Source organism: Opitutus sp. GAS368, assembly GCF_900104925.1.
In the GTDB taxonomy this organism is placed as follows: domain Bacteria; phylum Verrucomicrobiota; class Verrucomicrobiia; order Opitutales; family Opitutaceae; genus Lacunisphaera.
This window is the reverse complement of sequence record NZ_LT629735.1, coordinates 513,153-534,704: the sequence shown is the minus strand read 5'-3', so window position 1 is coordinate 534,704 and position 21,552 is coordinate 513,153. Positions and strand designations below refer to the sequence as shown.

Below are 21,552 nucleotides of genomic sequence, written 5' to 3'. Positions count from 1 at the left end.
GGCAGAAGGCGCGTTACGGGAACATTACGGGAGTAACAAGCCCGCCGGGGTTGCACCGGCATAATCTTCCGGTAATGTGCGCTGGCCTAAGCTCCACCCTCCATGCGCATCCTGATCGTTGAAGACTCCCTCCGGCTGCAACGCAGCCTGGCCACGGCGTTGCGCAAGTCCGGTTACGCGGTTGATGTCGCGGGCGACGGCGAGGAGGGGTTGTGGCTGGCGGGGGAGAATGGCTATGATGCCATCGTGCTCGACGTCATGCTGCCGAAACGGGATGGCCTCTCGGTGCTCGCGGAGTTGCGGCGGCGCGGCCGGGAGGTGCATGTGCTGTTGCTCACCGCGCGCGACACGGTGCCGGACCGGGTGACCGGGCTCCAGGCGGGCGCCGACGACTACCTCGTGAAGCCGTTTGCCCTGGAGGAGCTGCTGGCGCGCGTCCAGGCGCTGTGCCGCCGGGCCTACGGCACCAAGCAGCCCAACCTGCAGGTGGCGGACCTGTGCATCGACCCGCAGGCCCGCACGGTGCGGCGCGACGGCCAGCCCGTCGACCTGACGGCGCGCGAATACCTGCTGTTGGAATACCTGGCCCGCCGTCAGGGCCAGGTGGTCTCACGGACGGAAATCGAGGAGCACATTTACGACGGCCAGGTGGACCCCATGAGCAACGTGGTGGACTCCGCGGTCTGCAACCTGCGCAAGAAACTCGGGACCGCCGGTCGCGCCCCGTTGATCCACACGCGGCGCGGCCTGGGTTACGTGCTGGGCGATGCGCCGGTGGCGGCGCCGGTCCCATGAATTCGATCCGCCGCCGGCTGACCCGCCGCCTGTTACGCGTCACGCTCAGCTTGCTCGGCCTCGGGCTCGGTGCCCTGCTGGTTGCGGCTTGCTACGCGGTCATCGATCAATTCGATGTCGCCCTGCGGGCCAAGGCGCTCGCCATCTCCACGACCACCCTCGCGACGCCGGAGGGCATTCGCTTTGTGTTCAGCGACCGGTTTCTGCGCGGATTCGACGACGACAGTGATCGTGACTATTTTCAAATCTGGCGCCTGGACACCGGGGCGACTATCGCCCGGTCCGAGTCACTGCGGAATGGCGAGTTGGTCCGTCCGTCCGTCCGTCCCAAGAAGATGACCCTGGCGCTCGCCAGCCTGCCCAGCGGCCGGGCCGGACGGGTGCTGACGACGAGTTTCAAGCCCAAGCCTCTGGCCGGACTGCCCAAGGACGCGCCGGTGCCCGAGCTGCTGCTCGTGGTGGCGAGCGATTGCGAGGATCTCGAGGAAACCCTGCTGCTGCTTACAGGCCTTGCGGTCGGTTGCGCCCTGCTGCTGGTCGGGGCGACCCTCTGGGTGGTGCCGCAGGTCCTGCGGAGCGAGTTGCAGCCGCTCGACCGGCTGGGCGAGCAGGTGATGCGGATTGACGCCGGCTCGCTGTCCACCCGTCTGCCGGCGGACGGACTGCCGGACGAACTGAGGCCGATCGCCGGCCGCCTCAACGAGCTGCTCGCCCGCCTCGAGCAATCCTTCGAACGCGAGCGGCGTTTCAGCGCCGACCTGGCCCATGAGCTGCGCACGCCACTGGCGGAGTTGCGCAGCATGACGGAGTGCGCCCTCAAATGGCCGGAGTCGCGCGATCCCGCCACGGACGCCGAGACGTTGGCCATCAGCCGGCAGATGGAACGGATGGTGGACTACATGCTGGCGCTGACGCGCGGCGAACAGGGCAACCTCGCGGTGAAACCCGAGGCCGTCGCCGTCGACCGGCTGGTGCGTGACGTGTGGGCGGAATTTGCCGGCCGGGCGACGGGCAACGGGCTGCAGGCGGTCCTGGCTGTCGCCCCGGTGACCGTATCCGCCGACGCGGTGCTGTTGCGCGCCATCCTCACCAATCTTTGCGACAACGCCGTGGACTACACCCCGCGAGGCGGGCAGGTGACGATCAGCGTGGAGCCGGCCCCCGCGGGGGCGGTGGTGCGCATCGCCAATCCCGCCAACGACCTTGAGCCGGAGGATGTGTCCAAGCTGTTTGACCGTTTCTGGCGCAAGGAGGCGGCGCGCACCGGCGGCGCGCATCTCGGGCTGGGACTCTCGCTCTCCCGCGCCTTCGCCGGGGCGATGGGCTGGACGCTCACCGCGGCGTTTGACGGCCAGCGCCAGCTGGTTTTCACGTTGAGTTGCGCCACGGGCGGGACCTGACCGGACCGAAGGTTGGCGTGGACAAGCCCGGGGCTGTACGGTAGCGTCCCGATAGATCCACCGCATCAATGAGCGACAACACACCGGCTGGGGCGGACAAGAAAATCGCGGCCGGCGTCCTCGGCATATTGCTGGGCGCGCTGGGCATCCATAAGTTCATTCTCGGTTACACCAAGGAGGGCATCATCATGCTGGTGGTGACCCTGGTCGTCGGCACGGTCACGCTGGGCCTGGGCGCCGGCGTCATGGGCATCATCGGGCTGATCGAAGGCATTGTCTACCTGACCAAAAGCGACGCGGAGTTCGTCGCCACCTATGTGACGGGAAAGAAGGGCTGGTTCTGAGTCGGCCCGGCGACTTTCCGCTTGCGGCGCGGGCCGGGCTGCCAAGGGTGGAGGCCGTCCATGATCGCACCCGAAACCTTTTCCCACTTAGAGAACATAAAGAAGCGCGCCGGCTACTTATGGAGGTTTCTTTGACGTCGAACAAAAGCAGCGGGAGATAGAGGCGATGGAGGCCGAGATGGGCGCCCCGGAGTTCTGGAACAACCCGGACAGGGCCCAGAAGCACATCGGCAAGCTCAACGGCCTGAAGAAGATCATCGGCGGCCTCGTGGCCTTCAACAAGCGGCTCGACGACGCCGCGGTCATGGTCGAGCTGATCGAGTCGGCCACCCCGGCCGAGCAGGAGGACTACGCCAAGGAGCTGACCGCCTCCGTCACCGCCATGGTGGACGAGCTCGACAAGCTCGAGATCGCCTCGTTCCTCACCGGCCAGTTCGACCGCAACAACGCCATCTTCAGCATCCAGGCCGGCGCCGGCGGCACCGAATCCAACGACTGGGCCGACATTCTCTTCCGCATGTATTCCCGCTGGTGCGAGCGCCGCGGCTTCGAGGTCGAGCTGATGGACGTGCAGCCGGGCGACACCGCCGGCATCTCCAAGGCCACCATCCTCATCAAGGGCGAGAACGCCTACGGTTACGCCAAGGCCGAGCGCGGCGTCCACCGCCTCGTCCGCATCAGCCCGTTTGACTCGAACAAGCGCCGTCACACCTCCTTCTGCGCGGTCGATGTCGTGGCGGAAATCACCGAGGACATCGACGTGGAGCTGAAGGAGGAGGACATCCGTGTGGACGTCTACCGTTCCTCCGGCAAGGGCGGCCAGGGCGTCAATACGACCGACTCGGCCGTGCGCCTAACGCACGCGCCCACCGGCATCGTGGTCGTGTGCCAAAACGAACGTTCCCAGATCAAGAACAAGGCCTCCGCCATGCAGGTGCTCAAGGCCCGCATCTACGAGAGGCGCCAGGATGAACAGCGCGCCGAGATGGACAAGTTTTACGGCGAAAAGGGTGAGATCGGCTTCGGGGCGCAGATCCGCAGCTACGTGTTGCAACCCTACCAGATGGTGAAGGATCTTCGCACGGGCGTCAGCACCAGTGATACTCAGGCCGTGCTCGACGGCGACCTCGACCGCTTTATCTACGGCTGGCTGCGCGCCGGCTCGCCGCGGCACCGCAACAAGGACATCCAGATGGATGACTAGCACGGAGGACAGATGACAGAGAACAGAGGACAGATTGTGTTCCGGACGTTTCGGGCTTCCGTCCTCCGTCCTCCGTCTTCCGTTTTCCGTCCTCCGTCCTCCGTCCTCTGATCCCATGCCCGATCTCTCCCAAGAAACCCTCCGCACGGCCTTCGCCACGCAGTCCCTGTTCGAGGACAAGACGTGGCAGCTCTCGCCGGCGGCCTGGCCGCTGACGCCGGCGCAGGTGGCGGAGCTGGAGCAGATCGGCGCGGCGTGCCTCGAGTTCCATGCGGCGCTGGAGACCCTCTACCTTCGCTCCGCCGCCGGCAAAAACCTGCTCCGCAACAAGCCGCTGCTGGCGCCGTGGGTGGCCGACTACCTGGACCGCGGCAAGCCGGCGGGGCTCGTCGCGCATGCGCGCGACCCGAAGAACCGCGGCATGTTTCCCACCGTGCTGCGGCCCGACCTGCTGCTGACGGACGAGGGCTTCGCGCTGACCGAGCTCGACTCGGTGCCCGGCGGCATCGGCCTCACCGGATTCCTCAACAAGCTTTACGGCGGCGACACCGATCCCGCGGTGCTCGGCCACGGCGGCGCAATGGTGGAGAATTTCTACCAGTCGCTCGCCGGCCTGCGCCCGGCTGTGCGCAACCCGCTCATCGCCATCCTGGTGAGCGACGAGGCGGCGACCTACCGCCCGGAGATGCTCTGGCTTGCGGAGCAGCTGCAGCGCGCCGGCCGCCGGGTGTTCTGCCTGCGGCCGGAGGACGTGTTCCCGCTCGGCAGCGAGCTGTTTTTCGACGTCGAAGGCACGCCGGATAAAATCGACATCCTCTACCGCTTCTTTGAGCTCTTCGACTGGGCCAACGTCAAGGTCGGCCGCGAAATCCTCGAAGCCTGGGCCAACGGGACGGTCGCCATTGCGCCGCCCATGCGGCCCTTTCAAGAGGAGAAGCTGGCGCTCGCGCTGTTCCACCACCACTTGCTGGCGGAATTCTGGGCCGAGACGCTCAGCGGCCGGAGCCTAAAGCTGCTGCGCTCGCTCATTCCGCAGTCGTGGGTCATGGACCCGGCGCCGCTGCCCCCCGGCGCCGTGCTCGACGGCCCGCGCATCGGCGGTCGCATGCTCAACGACTGGCGGGATCTGGCCGGGGCTTCGCAGAAAGAACGCGACCTGATCATCAAGATTTCCGGCTTCCATGAGACGGCCTGGGGCGCGCGGAGCGTCATTCTTGGCAGCGATTGCTCGCGTGAGGAGTGGCAACAGGGTGTCGAGCAGGCGCTCAAGCTGGCGCCGACCAACCTTCATTTGCTGCAGGAATACCGGAAGCCGAAGCGCGTGTCACACCCGCTGTATGAAAAGAGCGGGGCGGGCGGGCCCGCCGTGGCGAAGGACGGCCGGTTGCGGCTCTGCCCCTATTATTTCGTGGTGGAGGGCCAGGCCCGCCTGTCCGGCGCCCTGGCGACCTTCTGTCCGCCGGACAAAAAAATCATCCACGGGATGGTCGATGCAGCCTTGCTCCCGTGTAGGGTTTTCTCCTTAACGTAGCGCGTGCCTTATCCGGTCCCGCCAACCCGCTTCCAAGTATCTGCGCAGAAGGGAAGGGCTCTCGCCGCGGCCATGCTTTTGGCCGGTTTCGGCTGGCTCTCCGCCCCGGCGCAGACGGGCCCCGAGCTTGAAAAACTGCGGGCCCGCGCCGAGCAGGCCGATGTCGAGGCGCAGAACACGCTGGGCCGCGCCTACACGGAAGGCCGCGCCGGCCTGAAGCCGGATTACGCCGAGGCCTTGAAGTGGTTTCGGGCGGCGGCCGACAAGAGTTTCGCGCCCGCCCAGTACAATCTCGGTCTCGCTTACGAGCTGGGGCACGGCGTGCCGGCGGACGACCAGCAGGCTTTCAAGTATTACCTGATGTCTGCCGAGCAGGGATTCGCCGCCGCGCAGTTCAACGTCGGCAACATGTATGCCGCCGGCCGGGGCATCGGGCAGGACCTCTTCGAGGCCAACCTCTGGTTCAAGCAGGCGGCGGAGAAAGGCATCGTCGAGGCGCAGTTCAACCTCGGGCTCGCCTACGAGGCCGGCCGGGGTCTGAAGAAGGACGAGGCGCAGGCCGCGCGCTATTACAAGCAGGCGGCGGACCGGGGTTATCCCCGGGCGCAGCACAACCTGGGCCTGCTCTTGGAGGATGGCCGCGGCGTGGCGAAGAACGAGGCGGCGGCCGCGGCGTTTTACCGCGCAGCGGCGGAGCAGGGACTTCCCGGGGCGCAGAGCAGTTACGGTCGTATGCTGGCTGACGGGAAAGGCGGCTTGACCAAGGATCCGCTGCAGGCCTGGGTCTGGCTCAGCCTCGCGGTGGAAAACGGGGCCAATCCCACGCCGCGTGACTTGCTGGCCCGGGGATTTTCGGCCGAGCAGCTCGCGGCCGCGAAGCAATTGCTGGCGGACCGCAAGTCCGGCAAGGCGCCCGCGACGACGGTGGCGGCCGTCCCGGTCCGTCCGACGGTGCCGCCGGCCGAAGCCGCCGCCCCGGCGCGCGTCGAGGAGCTGACCACGGCGTTGGAGCAGGCCAAGGAGGCCAACGCGCAATTCGCCGAGGCCAACCAGCGGCTCGAACTGGAAAAGGCACGGCTGGAGCAGCAGATCGCCGGCGGCGGCGACAGCTCCGGTCTGATCGAGCAGCTGCGGGCGCAAAGCGCGCGCTTGGCGGCGCAGGTGCAGTCGCTCACCGCCGACAAGGAAACCGCGGAGCGCGAGGCCGCCCTGCTCAAGACGCAGGTGAAGGACGCCCAGCAGGATCTGAGCCGGGCGAAAAGCGCACCGGCTGTCGCGTCCGTGGCGGATGGCGCCGCCACTGAGAAACAAGTCAAGGATTTGACCGCCAGGCTGGAGCAAGCGACGGGTTCGCTCGCGCAGCTGCAGGCGGCCAACCAGCAATTGACGGAAGGCAACGCCCGGTTGCAACAGGAGAAGGCCGCCCTCGCGGCCAGCGCCCCCAAGGAAGGGGCACCTGTGGTAAGCGGGGACAACGCCAACATCCTTGCCAACCTGCAGCGCGACAACGCGCGCCTGAACGACGAGGTGAAACGCTCCACCCGCGAACTGCTCTCGGTCAACAGCCAGCTGCGGGCCCTCCGCAACCAAGCCGCCAAGCCGGCGGCGGATGACAAATCCGACGGGCAGATTGCCCAGCTGACGGCCAAACTGGAGCAGGCCACCCAGGAGGCCTTGCGCGCCCAGACGGAGACCAGCCGCCTGTCAGCCCATGTAGCCGAATTGGAAAAACAGCCCCAACCGGCGGCGAGCAGTCCCGTCACGGACCAACTGCAGCAGCAGGTCGCTGCCTTGCAGGCCGAGAAGGCCGACCTGGAGAAATGGAGCCGCTCGCTCGAGCAGACCGTCAACGAGAAGTCGGCGCTGGCCGATGGCGCCAACTCCGGCATGGCGGAGCTGAAGACGAAGCTCGCCCAGGTGCAGAAGCAGCTCGACGACTCCGTGGCGGAAAACCGCACGCTGGCCGCGCGGGCGGCCGCCGCCGAGCAGAAGCTCGCTGTCCGCACCCCGGCCAAGCCCGACACCGCGGCCCTGGATGATCTCGGGAAACAGCTGGCCGGCGCGCAGCAGCAGGCGGAAAAACTCACCACGGACAAGCAGGCGCTCGCCGACAAGGTGGCCGATGAGCACCGGAGTTTCATTCAGGCGCAGAGCCGCGTGGCCGCCTTGGAGCGCGACCTGCGCGAGGCCAGGAAACCCGCCGCCAACACCGCGGAGCTTGAGGATTTGAAGGGCCAGCTGATTGCTTCCAACCAGCTGCTGGAGAAGAACGGCGCGGCCCTGGCCACGTTGCGCGAGGAAAACAACCGGTTGATCAAGGCCGCCGGGCAGAAGCCCGCCGCCAGCCCCACGGAGATCGCCGACTTGAAGAAGCAGCTGGTCGAGGCCAACGAGGCGCTCGACAAGAGCAGCGCCACCGTCGCGGAATTGACCGGGGCCAACGACCGCCTGGAGAAGGATCTGGCCGCGGCCAGGCAGGGCTCGGCGGATACCGGGACTTTGCGCGATGAGTTGACCAAGCTGCGCGCGGACGCCGCCGCCGTGGTCGCGGTGCGGGCGGAAAACACCCGGCTGGCCAAGGCGGCGGGCGAACTGAACGACCTGCGGGCCAAGAACGACCAGCTGGCCAAGGACGCCGAGCAGGCCACGGCGTTCATGAACGGCAACCGGCGCGACCTCAACGCCGCCCAGGCCCGCGTGACCGAGCTCGAGAAGCAGCTGGCCGACGCCACGACCGTCCGCACCCGCGGCGGCGACGACACCCGGAAGCAGGCGGCCGAGCTGGCCGACGCCAATGCGACCGTCGAGAAGCTCAACGCCACGGTGGCGGAGCTCACGGGCGCGAACGACCGGCTCGAGAAGGATTTGGACAATGCCCGCAAGAGCACCGCGGCGGCCCTGGCCGCCCAGTCGCAGGCCGTCACCGCGGCGCAGCCCGACGCCTACAAGATGGAGATCGGCACGCTCCAGGCGCGGGTGAAGGAACTGGAGGGGCAGATCGAGGACGAGCGCAACAATTCCGCCAAGGAGGTTTCGACCCTGGCCACGCAGCTCTCGCGCACGCGCGAGACCAACAAGTCCCTCAGCGAGGCCAACCGCGCCCTGATGAGCGCCAAGCAGGCGGAGATGCCCACCGTCGACAAGGGCGAGTTTGACCACCTGCAGGAGCGGCTGCGCGATCTGGCCGCGATTGGCGAAGACCTGAAACGCCAGAACGAAAAACTCGCCAACGACAACCAGGGCCTGGTCGGGGAGCGCGCCACGCTGCAGCAGCAACTGGCGGACGCGCGCAAGGCCGTCACCGTTTTGCCCGGACTGTCCGACGAGAAGGCGGCGCTGCAGGAACGGCTCGAGGCCGTCGGGGCGCAATTGATCAAGGCCCAGCAGGATGTCGACACCCTGCAGAAGGAAAACGCCGACGCTACTTCCCAGGCCCTCGCCAGCAAGCAGGCGGCGGACAAGACCCAGGCCGATCTGGCGGCCTTGCAGGGCCGCGCGACCGAGGCCGAGAAGGCCTCGGAATCGCACAACGCGGCCGTCGCGGAATTGACCGAGGCCAACGGCAAGCTGGAGACCGAGCGCAACGACCTGCGCCGTCAACTGGCCGCCGCGAAAGCCGACAACAGCCGGCTCACGCAGACGACGGGCAGCCTCGAACAGCTCAAGGCCGACGCCGACCGCAGCGCCCAGCAGAACATCGCGGCCCTGACCGCCCAGCTGGGCCAGCTGCAGCGCGACCTGCAGAGTGCCCGCGGGGCCAACTCCCAACTGGTCGAGGGCAACGTAGCCCAGGAACGCGACCGCATGGCGGTCATCACCCAGCTGCGCAACGAGAACAACGCCCTCGTGGCGCGTTTGACGCAGGCGCAGGGCACGTTGGACCAGATCGCGTCCGCCGCCCGGCTCGGCACCCCGGCCGCGGCGATCGCCGGCGGTGGCACGCCGGTTCGTCCGGTGGTCACGACCGCCGCCACCGCGGAAGCGCGGATCCACATTGTGGTCGAGGGCGATTCACTTTCGCGCATCAGCATGCGCTACTACGGCACCCCGAACCGCTGGCAGGAGATCTACAATGCCAACCGCGACGTCCTGCAGGCCTCGAGCACGCTGCGGGTGGGGATGCAGCTGCGAATCCCGTGAGGTGGAACGCGCTGGCACCAGCGCGTTTTCAGTGGCGCTATAAAGGTGGAACCCGGCCTCCGGACGGGTTGTTTGGGAGCGCATCCTGAAAACCCGCCCGGAGGTCGGGTTCCACCAAAGAAAAGGGCCCGCGGTGAAGCGGGCCCTTGTTGCTTTCTATGGCTTAAACTCAGGCGACGGCGACCTGGCCGGTCAGGACCGGGGCGGGGGCGGTGGACTGCTTCGCCAGGTGGCTGAAGAAGTTGTCGCGACGTTCCCGGGCCAGCTTGACGTCCTTCGTGCCGAGGGAGCGGCGGATGCGCTCCTTGGTGAAGGGAGTCGGGTAGACCGTGTAATGCAGGAACCACGTTCCGTTGTTGTTCCAGAGGTGGTGGTTCGGGTTCGCCTCGCTGATGCGCAGCGAGGCGAGGGTGATGAGGTTGGTGGACATGATGCGTGAGCGGTTGATGGTTAGTTAATCGTTCGCGCATCAGGGTTTTTCCTGGAAAACGAAAAGCCGCCTGAGGGCATCAGGCGGCTTTTTCGCTTTTTTAGGAGGAGTTTTTTGTTAGAGGGTTTGACCCCTCTCACATCCGGGCGACTTGCGTCGCTCGAAACCACCGTGATCACTCCTAGACCCGGTTGGCAGAACCGGCTGTTTCCAGCCGATCCTTTCCTGATGCAATGCGCAGCGTGCAAACTCCGGCGCGGTAGGCCAGAAAAATTTTCGGTTGCGGACTAAAGTTGTCAGGTTGAGCCGGCCAAGCCGCTGGACTTGGCGCCTTTACGGAAGTGTCCGGATTAAAAAAATCTTTGCCCGGAGATTTTTGGCGTGTCGAAACGAATCAAGATAGATACAGCCGGGGCATGAAGGACGACAAACTGAAGCGCTTTGAGACGAAATCGACCGAGTATCTGCGCGAGGAAGGCGTCTACGGTGACGTGGAGGCCAACGCCATGAAACACGTGATTGCGGCGGCGCTGGCGCAGCGCATGGAACGGCTGGACCTGACGGTTTCCGAGCTGGCGAAGTCGCTCGGCACGAGCCGGGCCGCAGTGAACCGCGTGCTTGATCCGCTCAACACCTCGCTGACGCTTACGACGCTGGCGCGGACCGCGGCCAAGCTCGGCTGTCGGATCAAGCTGGAGATCGTCACGCCGCGCTAGTGAGTGTTTTCAAAGCTCGGAAGGGGGACCACTAAAAGGATTCCGCCAACGGCGGAATCTACTTTCACCGCTCCGGCTAATCGCCTCCGCCGCCAGGTTCAGGGGGCGGCTGATCGCCGCCCTCTCTGCCCGCGATTAGCGGGCCCCCGAAACCCACCGCGCAGGCGATCAGCCGGAGCGGTTTCCGTGGATTTCACCCTTGGTGAAATCTCATTAGTGGTTCTTTTCGGTGGTTTGAAGACACACCCTAACACTACTCCGTTAGGTATATGGTGCCCCGAGCGACACACCCCGCCCTGCCGGGCACCCCTCTCCAGAGGGGACCCAAATCAACGCCGGCGATAATCCCCTCTGGAGAGGGGTGGCGCGGAGCGACGGGGTGTGTCGGAACCTAACGGAGTAGTGCTAAGCCGGTTGGTCGGTGCGGATACCGGCATCGGTGCCGGAGTCTTTTCAGGTCCCGGTTTTGCGCCAGACGATGTCTTCGTTGTTCCGTCGGCTGATGAAGGCGTCGACCTTGCCGTCCGCGGTCCGGCGGAAAACGCAGCGGCCTTCCACCTTGGATCGGAAGAAAATGTCCCCGGCCTCGGGCAGCAACAAGGTGCGCTTGCCGTCGCGTTCCAGGTAGAGGTTTTCGCCCTCGGCCAAGACGCGCAGGGTTTTGCCCGGAACCAGTTCGTAGCTGCCGGCGAAGTCGGGGAATCGCGCCGGGTCGGCCCGGCCAGCGGGCGGGTCCTCGTAATAGCGCAACACCTGTCCCGCCAGAATCTGCCAAGTCCCGTTGCGGCGGCGCCAGGTGTCGGTGGCGTGATACCGGGCCGTGAGCTGCTGGCCGAACACGATTTCCGTTTCCGCCGTATCGTAGCTGAGGATGGCGGTGTCGCCGGCGATGCGGCTCTGCACCTTGGCGATCTTGATCGTGCCGCTATAGCCCGCCGGCAGCGGCGCGATGTCGGCGACCAGGGCGGCCTTGTCCATGTTGCGTCCCTTCTCGTCAAAATACAGGCAGTCGTCGGCGAAGTATTTTTTCCACGGACCTTGGTCGCCGGGCGCCACCGCATCAAAGAGTTCCTGGGTGCGTCGGACCAGTTCCGCCTCGGTGATGGTTTCCTGGGCGGGCAACCGGCCGGACAGGAGCAACGCGAAGACGGCGACAGTCAGCTTGGCTTTCATGGAGCGTGAATAAAACACACCGGTCCGGGCTCGCAACCACCCTGCGACAGCCGGCCCTCGGGTTACGACGAATGTGCTCCCAGTTGCGCCAGCTCAGGTCAGCGTCACGCCCTTGGCCTTCGCGGCGCGGAGGAGGGCATCGGCCATGTCGCTCGGGGTCGCGGCGACCTCGATGCCGCATTCCTTGAAGACGGCGATCTTGGCGGCGGCGGTGTCCTCGGCCCCGCCGACGATGGCGCCGGCGTGGCCCATGCGGCGGCCCGCGGGGGCGGTGGCGCCGGCAATGAAGCCCGCGACGGGCTTCTGGCAGTTGGCCTTGATCCAGCGGGCGGCCTCGACCTCGGCGTTGCCGCCGATCTCACCGATCAGGATGATGCCGTGCGTCTCGGGGTCGGCGTTGAAAAGCTTGATGACGTCGAGGTGGCTCGTGCCGTTGACGGGGTCGCCGCCGATGCCGACGCAGGTGGTCTGGCCGATGTTCTTCGATGTGAGCTGGAAGACCGCCTCGTAGGTGAGGGTGCCGGAGCGGGAAACGACGCCGACATGGCCCTTCTTGTGAATGTAACCCGGGGCGATGCCGATGCGGCAGCCGCCGTGCGAGTCCTTGCCGGTGCCGGGCGTGACGATGCCGGGGCAGTTGGGCCCGAGCAGGCGGGTCTTGCTGCCCAGCATGGCGCGCTTCACGCGGATCATGTCCTTGACCGGGATGCCCTCGGTGATGGCGACCGCGAGGTCGAGGCCGGCGTCGACGCACTCGAGGATGGCGTCGCCGGCGAACGGCGGTGGGACGAAGATGACGGAGACCGTGGCGCCGGTGGCCTTGGCGGCGTCGGCCACGGAGTTGAAGATCGGCACCTTGTGCGCGCCGTGCTCGAAGAACTGGCCGCCCTTGCCCGGGGTGACGCCGGCGACGACCTGCGTGCCGTAGTCGAGGGAGAGCTTCGCGTGACGGCCGCCGAAGTCGCCGGTGATGCCCTGGACGATGATCTTCGTGGTGGGGGTGATGAGAATGGACATGGGAGTCGGAGCGAAAGGTTAGGCGACGAGCTTGACGATCTTCTGTGCGGCGTCGGCCATGGTATCGCCAGAGACGAGTTTGAGGCCGGAGGCGTTGAGCGTGGCCTTGCCGGCGGCGACGTTGTTGCCCTCGAGGCGGACGACAAGCGGGAGCTTGAGGCCGACTTCCTTCACGGCCTCGACGATGCCGGTGGCGATGACGTTGCAGTCCATGATGCCGCCGAAGATGTTGACGAGGATGCCCTTCACGTTCTTGTCGCCGAGGATGATCTTGAAGGCGGCGATGACCTGGTCCTTGGAGGCGCCGCCGCCGACGTCGAGGAAGTTGGCCGGGGTGCCGCCGAAGTGCTGGATGATGTCCATCGTGCTCATGGCGAGGCCGGCGCCGTTGACGAGGCAGGCGATGTTGCCGTCGAGCGCGATGTAGCTGAGCGAGAACTTGGAGGCTTCGATCTCCTTCGGGTCCTCCTCGTTGAGGTCGCGGAGGGCGACGATCTCCGGGTGGCGGTAGAGCGCGTTGGAGTCGAAGGACACCTTGGCGTCGAGGGCGAGGACGTCGCCGGTCGGCGTGGTGATGAGGGGGTTGACCTCGATCATGGCCGCGTCGGTCTCCCAGAACGCGGTGTAGAGGTTGCGGATGAGCCTGGCGGCGTTCTTCGCCTCGGCGCCGGCGAAGCCGAGCTTGGTGATGAGTTCGCGCACCTGGAAGTCGGCGAGACCGTAGGCGGGATCGACGAGGACGCGGATGAGCTTCTCGGGCGTGTCGTGGGCGACCTTCTCGATTTCCACCCCGCCCTCGGTCGAGGCGACGATGACCGGCTTCGAGCTGTTCCGGTCGAGGAGGATGGCGAGATAGTATTCCTTTTTGATGTCGCTCGCGACGGTGAAGTAGATCGTCTGCACCTTGCGGCCGGCAGGGCCGGTCTGGACGGTGACGAGGGTGTTGCCGAGCATCCGGGCGGCGACTTCCTTGGCGTCGGCCTTGGTCTGGCAGAACTTGACGCCGCCCTTGTAGCCGTCGGTGAACGTGCCCTTGCCGCGGCCGCCGGCGTGAATCTGGGACTTCACCATCGTGGGCCCCTCGGGCAGCTGCGCCAGCGCGTTGATGAACTCTTCCGGCGTGGTGGCGACGGCGCCCTTGGGAACGGGCACGCCGAATTTTTCAAACAAAGCCTTGGCCTGGTATTCGTGGATGTTCATGCGGGGAAGAGGGGACCCGAGATTTGCCAGAAAGCCCGGCCGAAAGACATGAAAAAAGCGGCGGGGGCGCGACATATTCGCCGCTTTGCCCGCCGCTTATGCCGTCTCGGGGGTTGCCTTATGGCCGCCGGGCCGCAGCATCGCCGGCCGATATGCATTCGCACGAATTGCTCAAGGAGGTGCTGAAGAAGACCAGCGCCAAGCAGATCGCGGCCGACATGGGTCTGTCCCTTTCCCTCATCTACAAGTGGGCCGAGCCGCTCTCGGACGAGACCGGCAGCGGCGCCAACAACCCGCTCGACCGCATCGAGCAGCTGCTGCGCATCACCAACGACGAGCGCATTGCCCAGTGGGTGTGCGAGCGTTCCGGCGGCTTCTTCATCCGCAATCCCAAGGCCCGGCCGCATCCCTTCCAGCTCATCCCCTCGACCAACAGCATCGTGCAGGAGTTCGCCGACATGCTCGGCGTCATCGCCGTCGCGGCGGCCGACAACCAGATCACCAAGGAGGAGGCGAAAATGATCCGCCGCCGGTGGGAGGATCTGAAGTCGGTGACCGAGGGTTTCGTGCGCGAAGCGGAGGACGGTCACTTCGCTTCCCTCAAGGGCGAGGCGGGCAAGCCCGCCAAGCCCGGTGCGTGAGGTGAAGTTGAGGCAGGGCGAGTCCTTCCGCCGCGGCCAAAGCTATGGCGGACCGGCCGGGTGAGCCGCGGCTCGTCGGGGACGACTCGCCCTACCAAGCGATCACTTCTTCAACTGCACGGGGATGAAATCCTCGCGGACCGCCTTGGCGAGCAGCTGCGGGGGCAGCAGGCCCTGGCCGATGATGTAGTCGTTGAAGGCCTGGCGGTTGAATTTCGGCCCAAGGGCGACCTCGGTGGCGGTGCGGAGCTCCATCAACTTGAGGTAGCCGTAGAAGTAGGCGGTGGCCTGGCCGGGTGAGCGGAAGGTATAGCGGTCCAGCTCCGAGCGAGCGAAGGCCTCGGAAAGGCCCACCTCCTGGATGAGGATGTCGTGCGCCCGTTCCCTGCTGATGAGCCCGAGGTTGAGCATTGGATCCAGAAAAGCCCGGGCTGCGCGCTGGAGGCGGAGCTGCAGAGTGATGAGCTGGGCGTCGATCGGTTCGTAGGGCTGCATCTCGGCTTCGGAGTAGAGCGCCCAGCCCTCGACGTTGACGCTGTTGAACGCAAAGAGGCTGCGGGCCTGCGACACGCCACGCTCGACCATGGCGGAAAACTGCAACTCGTGGCCCGGCCGGCCCTCGTGGGCGGTGAGGGTCCACGCGGCGGCCTTGAAGGTGAAATCGTCATAGCCGTCGGTCTTGCCTCCGGCCATCGGCGGGTTGCCGGTGGTGAGCACGAACTGGCCGCGCTCGCCCTTGTTGTTGATGAGCGGGGGAGGCTGCATGTGCGGGGCGGGCTGGGCGGCGTTCTCGGCCTCGGAGGCGAGGCGCATGATCATGGCGCGCTCAGGCAAGGTGACAATATGCTCCCGGCGGATGAGGTCCTCGATCCGGCCGATGATCTCATGGTAGTAGGGCTCGACCTGGTCTTTGGGGAGCTGGTCCTTCTTCAGGCTTCGTAGGACGGCGCGGTAGTCGCTGTCTGCGAAGCCGTGTTCCTTGGCGACGAGCGGGGCGAGGGCCTGCATGGCGTTGCGGATCTCGCCGAAGGCCACGAAGGCCTTCTGCATCAGCTCCTGCGGCGGGATGTCGAGGCCGACGTTCTTCAGGTTGTCGGCGTAGAGCTCGGCGGGCAGGCGGAAGTCGGTGCGCGCGCGCGGCAACACGGTGGCCGTGGCCCATTCGTTGTAGTCCTTGAGCTGCTTCTCGAGGGCGTCGAGCGCGGCCGGGGCGCCCTCGAGCTTGTCGAGGCCGTATTTGGCGTAGAGGCCGCGGATGCCGGTGACATAGCGGGCGGTGTTGGAGATGGACTGCTGGATGCGATCCTTGAACGAGCCGAGGTGGGCCGGATCGGCGGCCGCCTCGTTGTAGCGATCCCTGGCGAGCTGCGTGATCGGCGTGCTGCCGGGCATGAGGCCGGTGTAGAGCTTGAGGCGGGCGAGCGCGGCCGGCCGGCGCGCGGCGTCGACCTGGTCCTGCAGCAGGCCGAACTCCCCGAAGAAGATCAGTTGGCCGACGTCGATGAAGCGGGCGAGGTGTTTTTTCTGAAGGCGGTTGGTCTCGAGCGTGTCGGCGCATGACTGGATGAGGATCTCGAGGTCCTGCCGCACGAGCGCGTCGGTCTCCGTCATCATGCGCTTCTTGAGCTCCTCGCGGGCGCTGATGATGGCGTCGTCGGTGCGCTCGTTGATGCCGGGCCCGAGGTCGGCGACCTTGTCGTCAAAGCCGGGGATGCCGGTCGACGAGGCCGCCTCGGGCGAGAAGTGGTTGGTCGCGTCGAGCACCACCTTGGCGTTGGCGTTGCTCTTCTCGATCCAGGCGGGGGTGTCGGCCGTGCCGGCCAAGGCCGGAGCGGTCAGGAACGCGGCGCCGAGCAGGAGCCCGGCGGAGCGGAGGATGGCGGGGATGTAGCGGTTCATAGGGGAGGGATGTTCGGGGGCAGACTTAAATGGAGCGGGGGGCCGGGCGGCAATGCTTTCGCGTCGAACCGGCTCTTCGGGAAGTTGAATGGTCAGTCCTCCCAGTTCAGCGGTAATTCCCTTATTTCCGACCGAGAGTAAGCCACTACGACTGCGCGATGGGTGGTGTGGCCGTTGATCGTGGCCACGTGATAGTTGATGGTGATGTAATCGTAGGTGGAGCCGTAGTCGCGTCGCGCGCGTTCCACGGCCTCCCGCGTCCAGCCGCCTTGCAACAGGGCGAGTATGCCCAAGGTAAACAGGGCGGTCGGCACGAGCAGATAGGCGGCGAAGGCTTTCGGCTGCAGCCACAGGCTCTGCGGCCGGCGGAAAGAACCGGGCCAGAGCGTGTGGATGGCTTCGCCCTCGAACGCCAGCCAGAGAAAGAAAATCACGGCCACCGCGCCATAGCCGGCATAAAACCAAAATAAGAACGGCTCGGCTCTTGGCAGGGTCGCGAGAAGCTTCCCCGGCAGACCAAGCCCGAGGCCAATGGCCGCCCCAACCAAGCAGCCGGCGCTAAGGGTGGAGAAATACGTCAGCAGGGGCCAGATGATACGCTTGTCCTTCCAGACAATCAGGGCGGTAGCCCAAAACCACAGAAAGCCGAAAGGAGCGAGCAGGTTGATTTGCCCGCCGGCCTTAAAGCTGAGAACGAGGCTGAACACGCCTTCGGCCAGTTGCAGGAAACCCAAAAACACCAGGCCCAGGGCGACCCGGTTTGCCGCTGCCGGCCGCACCGGCGCCTCGATCACTGGCGGCAGTTCCGTTGCAACGGTCATCGGCAAGGGACCTAGAGCAGGTGCTTCGCGAGGAAGGCCGCTTGCGCGGCGGCGAGTTCCACCAGGCCCTTTTGGGACAGGCCGAGGAGTTGCTGGAGCTGGGCGTGGGAGAAGGTGGATTCCTCGCCGCTGCTCTGCACCTCGACGAACTGGCCGCGGCCGGTCATGACGACGTTGGCGTCCACCTCGGCGTCCTTGTCCTCGACGTAGTTCAGGTCGAGCAGGGCCTCGCCCTGGAAGAGGCCGACGCTGACGGCGGCAACGGAATCGGTAAGCGGGTTCTCGGTGATTTTTTTCGCGTCGAGCAGCTTCTGGATGGCGAGCCGGGCGGCGAGGTAGGCGCCGGTGATGGAGGCGGTGCGCGTGCCGCCGTCGGCCTGCAGCACGTCGCAGTCGATCCACAGCGTGTGCTCGCCGAGCTTCTCGAGGTCGAGCACGGCGCGGAGCGAGCGGCCGATGAGGCGCTGGATCTCGACGGTGCGGCCGTCGATCTTGCCCTTGGTGATGTCGCGCGGCTTCCGGTCGAGCGTGCTGTAAGGGAGCATCGAGTATTCGGCGGTGAGCCAGCCGCCCTTGACCCCCTGTTGCTTCATCCACGAGGGCACCTTGGCCTCGATGGTGGCGGCGCAGATGACGCGGGTGGCGCCGAAGCCCAGCAGCACGGAGCCGGAGGCGTAGGGCGCGACGTTGGCCTCGATGATGAGGGGGCGGAGTTGGTCGGCAGATCTGTTGTCAGAGCGAGGCACAGGCAAGCTAGGTTAAATGGTTAGCGATCGGTCGCGACGACCGCCGGGAAAACCGTCGATACGGGCGGGCATGAAAATCAGGCGGTATCCTCGTCCACCTCGTCGTCCTTGGCCGTCACGTGGAAGGGCGGATGCGAAGCGACCTTGTGGCTGATGGCCTTGGGCGCCTTCTGCTCGGCCATGTGGGCGATCAGGCGGTCGTTGAAGGTCTTGGCCGGATCGTGGCCCATGTTCTTGAGCGCCTGCACCAGCGCGGCGACCTCGACGAGGCGCGCGATGTCGCGGCCGGGTCGGACGTAGAATTCGATGTGCGGCACCTTGACGCCGAGGATGTCGTAATAGTTTTCCTCGAGCCCGGTGCGCTCCTCGACGACTTCCGGCGACCAGTTGCGCAGCGAGACGACGAGATCGACGCGCTTCTCGAGCCGGATGCTCTTCACGCCGAACATGTCGGCGATGTTGATGATGCCGATGCCGCGGCACTCCATGTAGCCGCGGTTGAGGGGACGGGAGCTGGCGGAGAGTTCGCGCTCGTCGAGCAGCTTGATGACGGTGAGGTCGTCGGCCACCAGCGAGTGACCGCGCTCGATGAGGGCGAGGGCGCACTCGGATTTGCCGATGCCGCTGTCGCCGCGGATCATCACGCCGATGCCCTTGATGTCGAGGGTGGTGGCGTGCTCGGTGCTGGAGGGGGCGAACTCGTTGTCAATGCACAGCGTGGCGGCGTTCACGAAATTCATCGTGATCATCGGCGTGCGGAAGATGGGCAGGTTCATCTCCTGCGAGACGGCGAGCAGCGGGTGGGTGGCGACGTAGTTGCGCGTGAGCACGATGGCCGGGATGCCGCGCTTCACCATCTCGCCGAAGATCTCGATCTGCTGGCGCTGGGTCAGGGTCTTGAGGTAGGTCATTTCGGCGGCGCCGAAGACCTGGATGCGCTTGTTCGCGAAATACTTGAAGAAACCGGTCAGTGCGAGCGACGGGCGGTTGATCGAGCCCTCCTTGATGAGGCGGTGCAGGCCGGCCTCGCCGGTCACGAGCTCCAGTTCGAGCTTGTCCCGGTAGGTCTCGTAGAAGTGTGCGACGGTGATGCCGTGGATGGCTTTGGTGGGCATGGCGGGAGAAAGCGATAAGCTCTAAGCGGTAAGCTATAAGCGGAGACCCCGCTGGCGGAAGCTTAAAGCTTACCGCTTAGTGCCTACGGCTTTCCTCACATATTAAAATCCTGGCCGAGGTAGAGTTCGCGGGCCTGGGCGTTGTTGATCAGGAAGTCGCCGGAGCCCTCGGTCATGACCTTGCCCTTGTGGATGATGTAGCCGCGGTCGACGATGCGCAGGGTTTCGCGGACGTTGTGGTCGGTGATCAGCACGCCGATGCCACGCGTCTTCAGCTGGAGGATGATCTTTTGCACCTCGGCGACGGAGATGGGGTCGACGCCGGCGAAGGGTTCGTCCATCAGCAGGAACTTGGGGCGGGTGACGAGCGCGCGCGCGATCTCGAGACGGCGGCGCTCGCCGCCGGAGAGCGTGTAGGCCTTCTGCTTGGCCAGGTGGCCGAGGCTGAGTTCGTCCAGGTGGTGCTTGACGAGGGCGGGGCGCTCCGCCGACTTCAGCGGCAGGGTCTCGACGATGGCGAGGACGTTCTCCTCGACCGTGAGCTTGCGGAACACGGACGCCTCCTGGGGCAGGTAGCCGACGCCGAGCCGCGCGCGGCGGTGCATGCGCAAGTCGGTGGCGTCCTGGCCGTTGATGAAGACGCGGCCGGACGTGGCGGGCACGAGGCCGACGATCATGTAGAAGGTCGTGGTCTTGCCGGCGCCATTGGGGCCGAGGAGGCCGACGATCTCGCCGGCCTGCACGTGGACGTTGACTCCGTTCACGACGGAGCGTTGGCCGTAGACCTTGACCAGGCCCTCGGTGCGGATGGCGGCGGGTTGGCTCTCCATGCTCAGGGTTTTTTCGGCGCCTCGACCGGGGCGGGCGTCTTGTCGACGCCGAGATCCTTGAGGGGCGGGGCGGTGAGAACGGGCTTCTCGACCTCCACCTTGCGCTGGCCGCGGAGCATGGTGATCTTCTCGCCGGCGATGCGGGTGTTCTGGTCGCGATCGACGACCACCGGGGTTTCCGAGAGGACGACCTTTTCCTGCTCGGGCAGCACCTCGGCGCGGCCGCAGGCCGCCTCGCGGTCGCCCTGGATCATGTGGACGTTGCCGGTGGCGAGCATGGAGCGAAACTTGTCGAGCTTGCCGAGGGTGGCGGACTTGTCGCCGGTGCGGATGACCACGACCTCCAGGTAGTCGCAGGTCAGCTTCATGTTCGTGCCGGTGACCCGCACGTTGTCGCGAAAGGTGATCTTCGTCTCGGTGTCGGTGCTGACCATCTCGCCGGGGCCGGTGCTTTCGATGACGGTGGTTTGCAGGTCCGCGCTCTGGGCCCGGGCCGGCCCGGGCAGGAGGCCGGCGGCGGCGCAGGCGAGGGAGAGGCGGAGCAGTTTCATTTCAGGATATCCTTGAATTCGGCGTGGAAGGTTACGCGGACGTTTTTGGCGATGGAAACTTTTTTCTCCTTCTGGGCATAGCGCCAGTTGGTGCCGCTGGCCTCGAACTGGTCGTTGATGACGCGGATGCTGCTCGGACCGGTGGCGACGGCCTCGGTGGGATGCACCACGGCGACGGGGCTGAGGATCAGCGTCTCGACCTTCTCGTCGGCCCGGCCGGAGAAGACGGACAGGGTGAGTTCCTTGATGTCGATCTGGTTTTCGCTGGCATAACGCGCCTCCGAGCCGCGCACCAGCCACGCGCGATAGCCTTCGGCCGTGAAGGCGGGCAGGCGGAAGTTGATGACCGGCTTGTCGGTTGAAATCTGGGTGTCCGCAGCGAGCGCCGCCGCGGCGGGCAGCAGGCAGGCGAGAAACAGTTTGGCGAGGGTCGACACGGGGGGCCTACTGACCGCGGTGAGCGAGGATATGTTCACACACTTCGCGCACGGCCCCGCGGCCGGCCGGCCGGGCGGGGACGTAATCGGCCGCCTTGAGCGCGGCCGGCATGGAGCCGGCGGGCGCGACGCCGAGGCCGGCCCAGGCAATGGCCGGGGCGTCGATGTCGTCGTCCCCCATGTAGCAGACCTGAGCGGGCGAGAGCCGGAGCTGGCTGGCCAGTTCCTGCAGGGCCATGAGCTTGTCCGTGCGGCCTTGGATGACGTGCGGCACGCGCAGCTCGGCGGCGCGGACGGTGGTGGCGCCCGAGGCGCGGCCGGAGATCCAGGCGACGGCCACGCCGGCCTTGTGCAGCCGCACGATGCCCATGCCGTCGAGGATCGAGAAATGCTTGGTTTCCGTGCCGTCGCTGGCGATGGCCACGGTGCCGTCCGTCAGCACGCCGTCCACGTCCATGGCGAACAGCCGGAGGGCGGCCCAGCGGGCTTGGGGGATTTTGGTCAGACGACGGGGCATGGCGCGCAGTCGAGATTCCCCGCCGGACGCCGAATGACAAGAGTG

General features: G+C 66.2%; 20 protein-coding genes and 1 riboswitch. Of the genes, 8 read left to right on the top strand and 12 right to left on the bottom strand.

Annotated features, from left to right (window positions below):
* Positions 1–102: 102 nt before the first annotated feature.
* The 6 genes from BLU29_RS02320 to BLU29_RS02295 all read left to right on the top strand — a co-directional run bounded on the left by BLU29_RS02320 (position 103) and on the right by BLU29_RS02295 (position 9,414).
* The gene (locus BLU29_RS02320; protein WP_091054968.1) at positions 103–795 is read left to right on the top strand and encodes a response regulator transcription factor; all 693 of its coding nucleotides are present in this window, start codon (positions 103–105) and stop codon (positions 793–795) included.
* Positions 792–2,195 carry an ATP-binding protein gene (locus tag BLU29_RS02315; RefSeq protein WP_091054967.1) on the top strand — a complete coding sequence of 468 codons (1,404 nt, stop codon included), beginning with the start codon at positions 792–794 and terminating at the stop codon, positions 2,193–2,195. The genes BLU29_RS02320 and BLU29_RS02315 overlap by 4 nt, the downstream gene beginning before the upstream one ends.
* A gap of 68 nt (positions 2,196–2,263) precedes the next feature.
* Complete coding sequence (locus BLU29_RS02310; protein ID WP_091054966.1) at positions 2,264–2,539, top strand: TM2 domain-containing protein; 276 nt, start codon at positions 2,264–2,266, stop codon at positions 2,537–2,539.
* A gap of 60 nt (positions 2,540–2,599) precedes the next feature.
* Positions 2,600–3,743 (top strand): peptide chain release factor 2 gene (prfB, locus tag BLU29_RS02305; protein ID WP_172830190.1). Its coding sequence is split into 2 segments (ribosomal slippage): positions 2,600–2,671 and positions 2,673–3,743, totalling 1,143 coding nucleotides; the frame shifts between segments, so codons are not numbered across the junction.
* 115 nt (positions 3,744–3,858) lie between these two features.
* On the top strand, positions 3,859–5,274 hold the full coding sequence (locus BLU29_RS02300; protein WP_091054964.1) for a hypothetical protein: 1,416 nt from the start codon (positions 3,859–3,861) through the stop codon (positions 5,272–5,274).
* Positions 5,275–5,346: 72 nt separating this feature from the next.
* Positions 5,347–9,414, top strand: coding sequence for a LysM peptidoglycan-binding domain-containing protein (locus BLU29_RS02295; protein WP_091054963.1), 4,068 nt, complete (start codon positions 5,347–5,349; stop codon positions 9,412–9,414).
* Between the two features lie 169 nt (positions 9,415–9,583).
* Here BLU29_RS02295 and BLU29_RS02290 read toward each other — a convergent pair whose 3' ends face one another.
* Entirely contained in the window at positions 9,584–9,844 is a 261-nt protein-coding gene (locus tag BLU29_RS02290) for a hypothetical protein (RefSeq protein ID WP_091054962.1), read from the bottom strand.
* A 103-nt stretch (positions 9,845–9,947) separates the two neighbouring features.
* Positions 9,948–10,081: riboswitch (SAM-I-IV-variant riboswitch) on the bottom strand.
* A gap of 179 nt (positions 10,082–10,260) precedes the next feature.
* Here BLU29_RS02290 and BLU29_RS02285 point away from each other — a divergent pair.
* Positions 10,261–10,560, top strand: coding sequence for an XRE family transcriptional regulator (locus BLU29_RS02285; RefSeq protein WP_091054961.1), 300 nt, complete (start codon positions 10,261–10,263; stop codon positions 10,558–10,560).
* 453 nt (positions 10,561–11,013) lie between these two features.
* Here BLU29_RS02285 and BLU29_RS02280 read toward each other — a convergent pair whose 3' ends face one another.
* The 3 genes from BLU29_RS02280 to sucC form a co-directional block, all read right to left on the bottom strand.
* The gene (locus tag BLU29_RS02280) at positions 11,014–11,733 is read right to left on the bottom strand and encodes a DUF4440 domain-containing protein (RefSeq protein ID WP_091054960.1); all 720 of its coding nucleotides are present in this window, start codon (positions 11,731–11,733) and stop codon (positions 11,014–11,016) included.
* Positions 11,734–11,826: 93 nt separating this feature from the next.
* On the bottom strand, positions 11,827–12,750 hold the full coding sequence (gene sucD, locus BLU29_RS02275; protein ID WP_091054959.1) for a succinate--CoA ligase subunit alpha: 924 nt from the start codon (positions 12,748–12,750) through the stop codon (positions 11,827–11,829).
* 18 nt (positions 12,751–12,768) lie between these two features.
* Complete coding sequence (gene sucC, locus BLU29_RS02270) at positions 12,769–13,950, bottom strand: ADP-forming succinate--CoA ligase subunit beta (RefSeq protein ID WP_091054958.1); 1,182 nt, start codon at positions 13,948–13,950, stop codon at positions 12,769–12,771.
* 152 nt (positions 13,951–14,102) lie between these two features.
* On the opposite strand from sucC, the gene BLU29_RS02265 reads away from it, so the two are divergent.
* The gene (locus BLU29_RS02265) at positions 14,103–14,591 is read left to right on the top strand and encodes a phage regulatory CII family protein (RefSeq protein ID WP_091054957.1); all 489 of its coding nucleotides are present in this window, start codon (positions 14,103–14,105) and stop codon (positions 14,589–14,591) included.
* 102 nt (positions 14,592–14,693) lie between these two features.
* Here the strand turns inward: BLU29_RS02265 and BLU29_RS02260 are convergent, their stop codons facing one another.
* From BLU29_RS02260 to BLU29_RS02225, 8 genes are all read right to left on the bottom strand, one after another.
* Entirely contained in the window at positions 14,694–16,490 is a 1,797-nt protein-coding gene (locus BLU29_RS02260) for a DUF885 domain-containing protein (RefSeq protein WP_091054956.1), read from the bottom strand.
* 92 nt (positions 16,491–16,582) lie between these two features.
* Entirely contained in the window at positions 16,583–17,317 is a 735-nt protein-coding gene (locus tag BLU29_RS02255) for a hypothetical protein (protein ID WP_157693562.1), read from the bottom strand.
* A 5-nt stretch (positions 17,318–17,322) separates the two neighbouring features.
* Entirely contained in the window at positions 17,323–18,057 is a 735-nt protein-coding gene (gene rph, locus BLU29_RS02250; protein ID WP_091054954.1) for a ribonuclease PH, read from the bottom strand.
* 77 nt (positions 18,058–18,134) lie between these two features.
* The gene (hprK, locus tag BLU29_RS02245; protein ID WP_091054953.1) at positions 18,135–19,172 is read right to left on the bottom strand and encodes an HPr(Ser) kinase/phosphatase; all 1,038 of its coding nucleotides are present in this window, start codon (positions 19,170–19,172) and stop codon (positions 18,135–18,137) included.
* A gap of 95 nt (positions 19,173–19,267) precedes the next feature.
* Positions 19,268–20,002, bottom strand: a complete 735-nt coding sequence (lptB, locus tag BLU29_RS02240; protein ID WP_091054952.1) for an LPS export ABC transporter ATP-binding protein — start codon at positions 20,000–20,002, stop codon at positions 19,268–19,270.
* 2 nt (positions 20,003–20,004) lie between these two features.
* The gene (locus BLU29_RS02235) at positions 20,005–20,553 is read right to left on the bottom strand and encodes an LptA/OstA family protein (protein ID WP_091054951.1); all 549 of its coding nucleotides are present in this window, start codon (positions 20,551–20,553) and stop codon (positions 20,005–20,007) included.
* The gene (locus BLU29_RS02230; RefSeq protein WP_091054950.1) at positions 20,550–20,990 is read right to left on the bottom strand and encodes a hypothetical protein; all 441 of its coding nucleotides are present in this window, start codon (positions 20,988–20,990) and stop codon (positions 20,550–20,552) included. Before BLU29_RS02230 ends, BLU29_RS02235 begins: the two co-directional genes overlap by 4 nt.
* 7 nt (positions 20,991–20,997) lie before the next feature.
* Positions 20,998–21,507: an HAD-IIIA family hydrolase gene (locus BLU29_RS02225; RefSeq protein WP_091054949.1), complete on the bottom strand. Its 510-nt coding sequence runs from the start codon at positions 21,505–21,507 to the stop codon at positions 20,998–21,000.
* Positions 21,508–21,552: the final 45 nt, after the last annotated feature.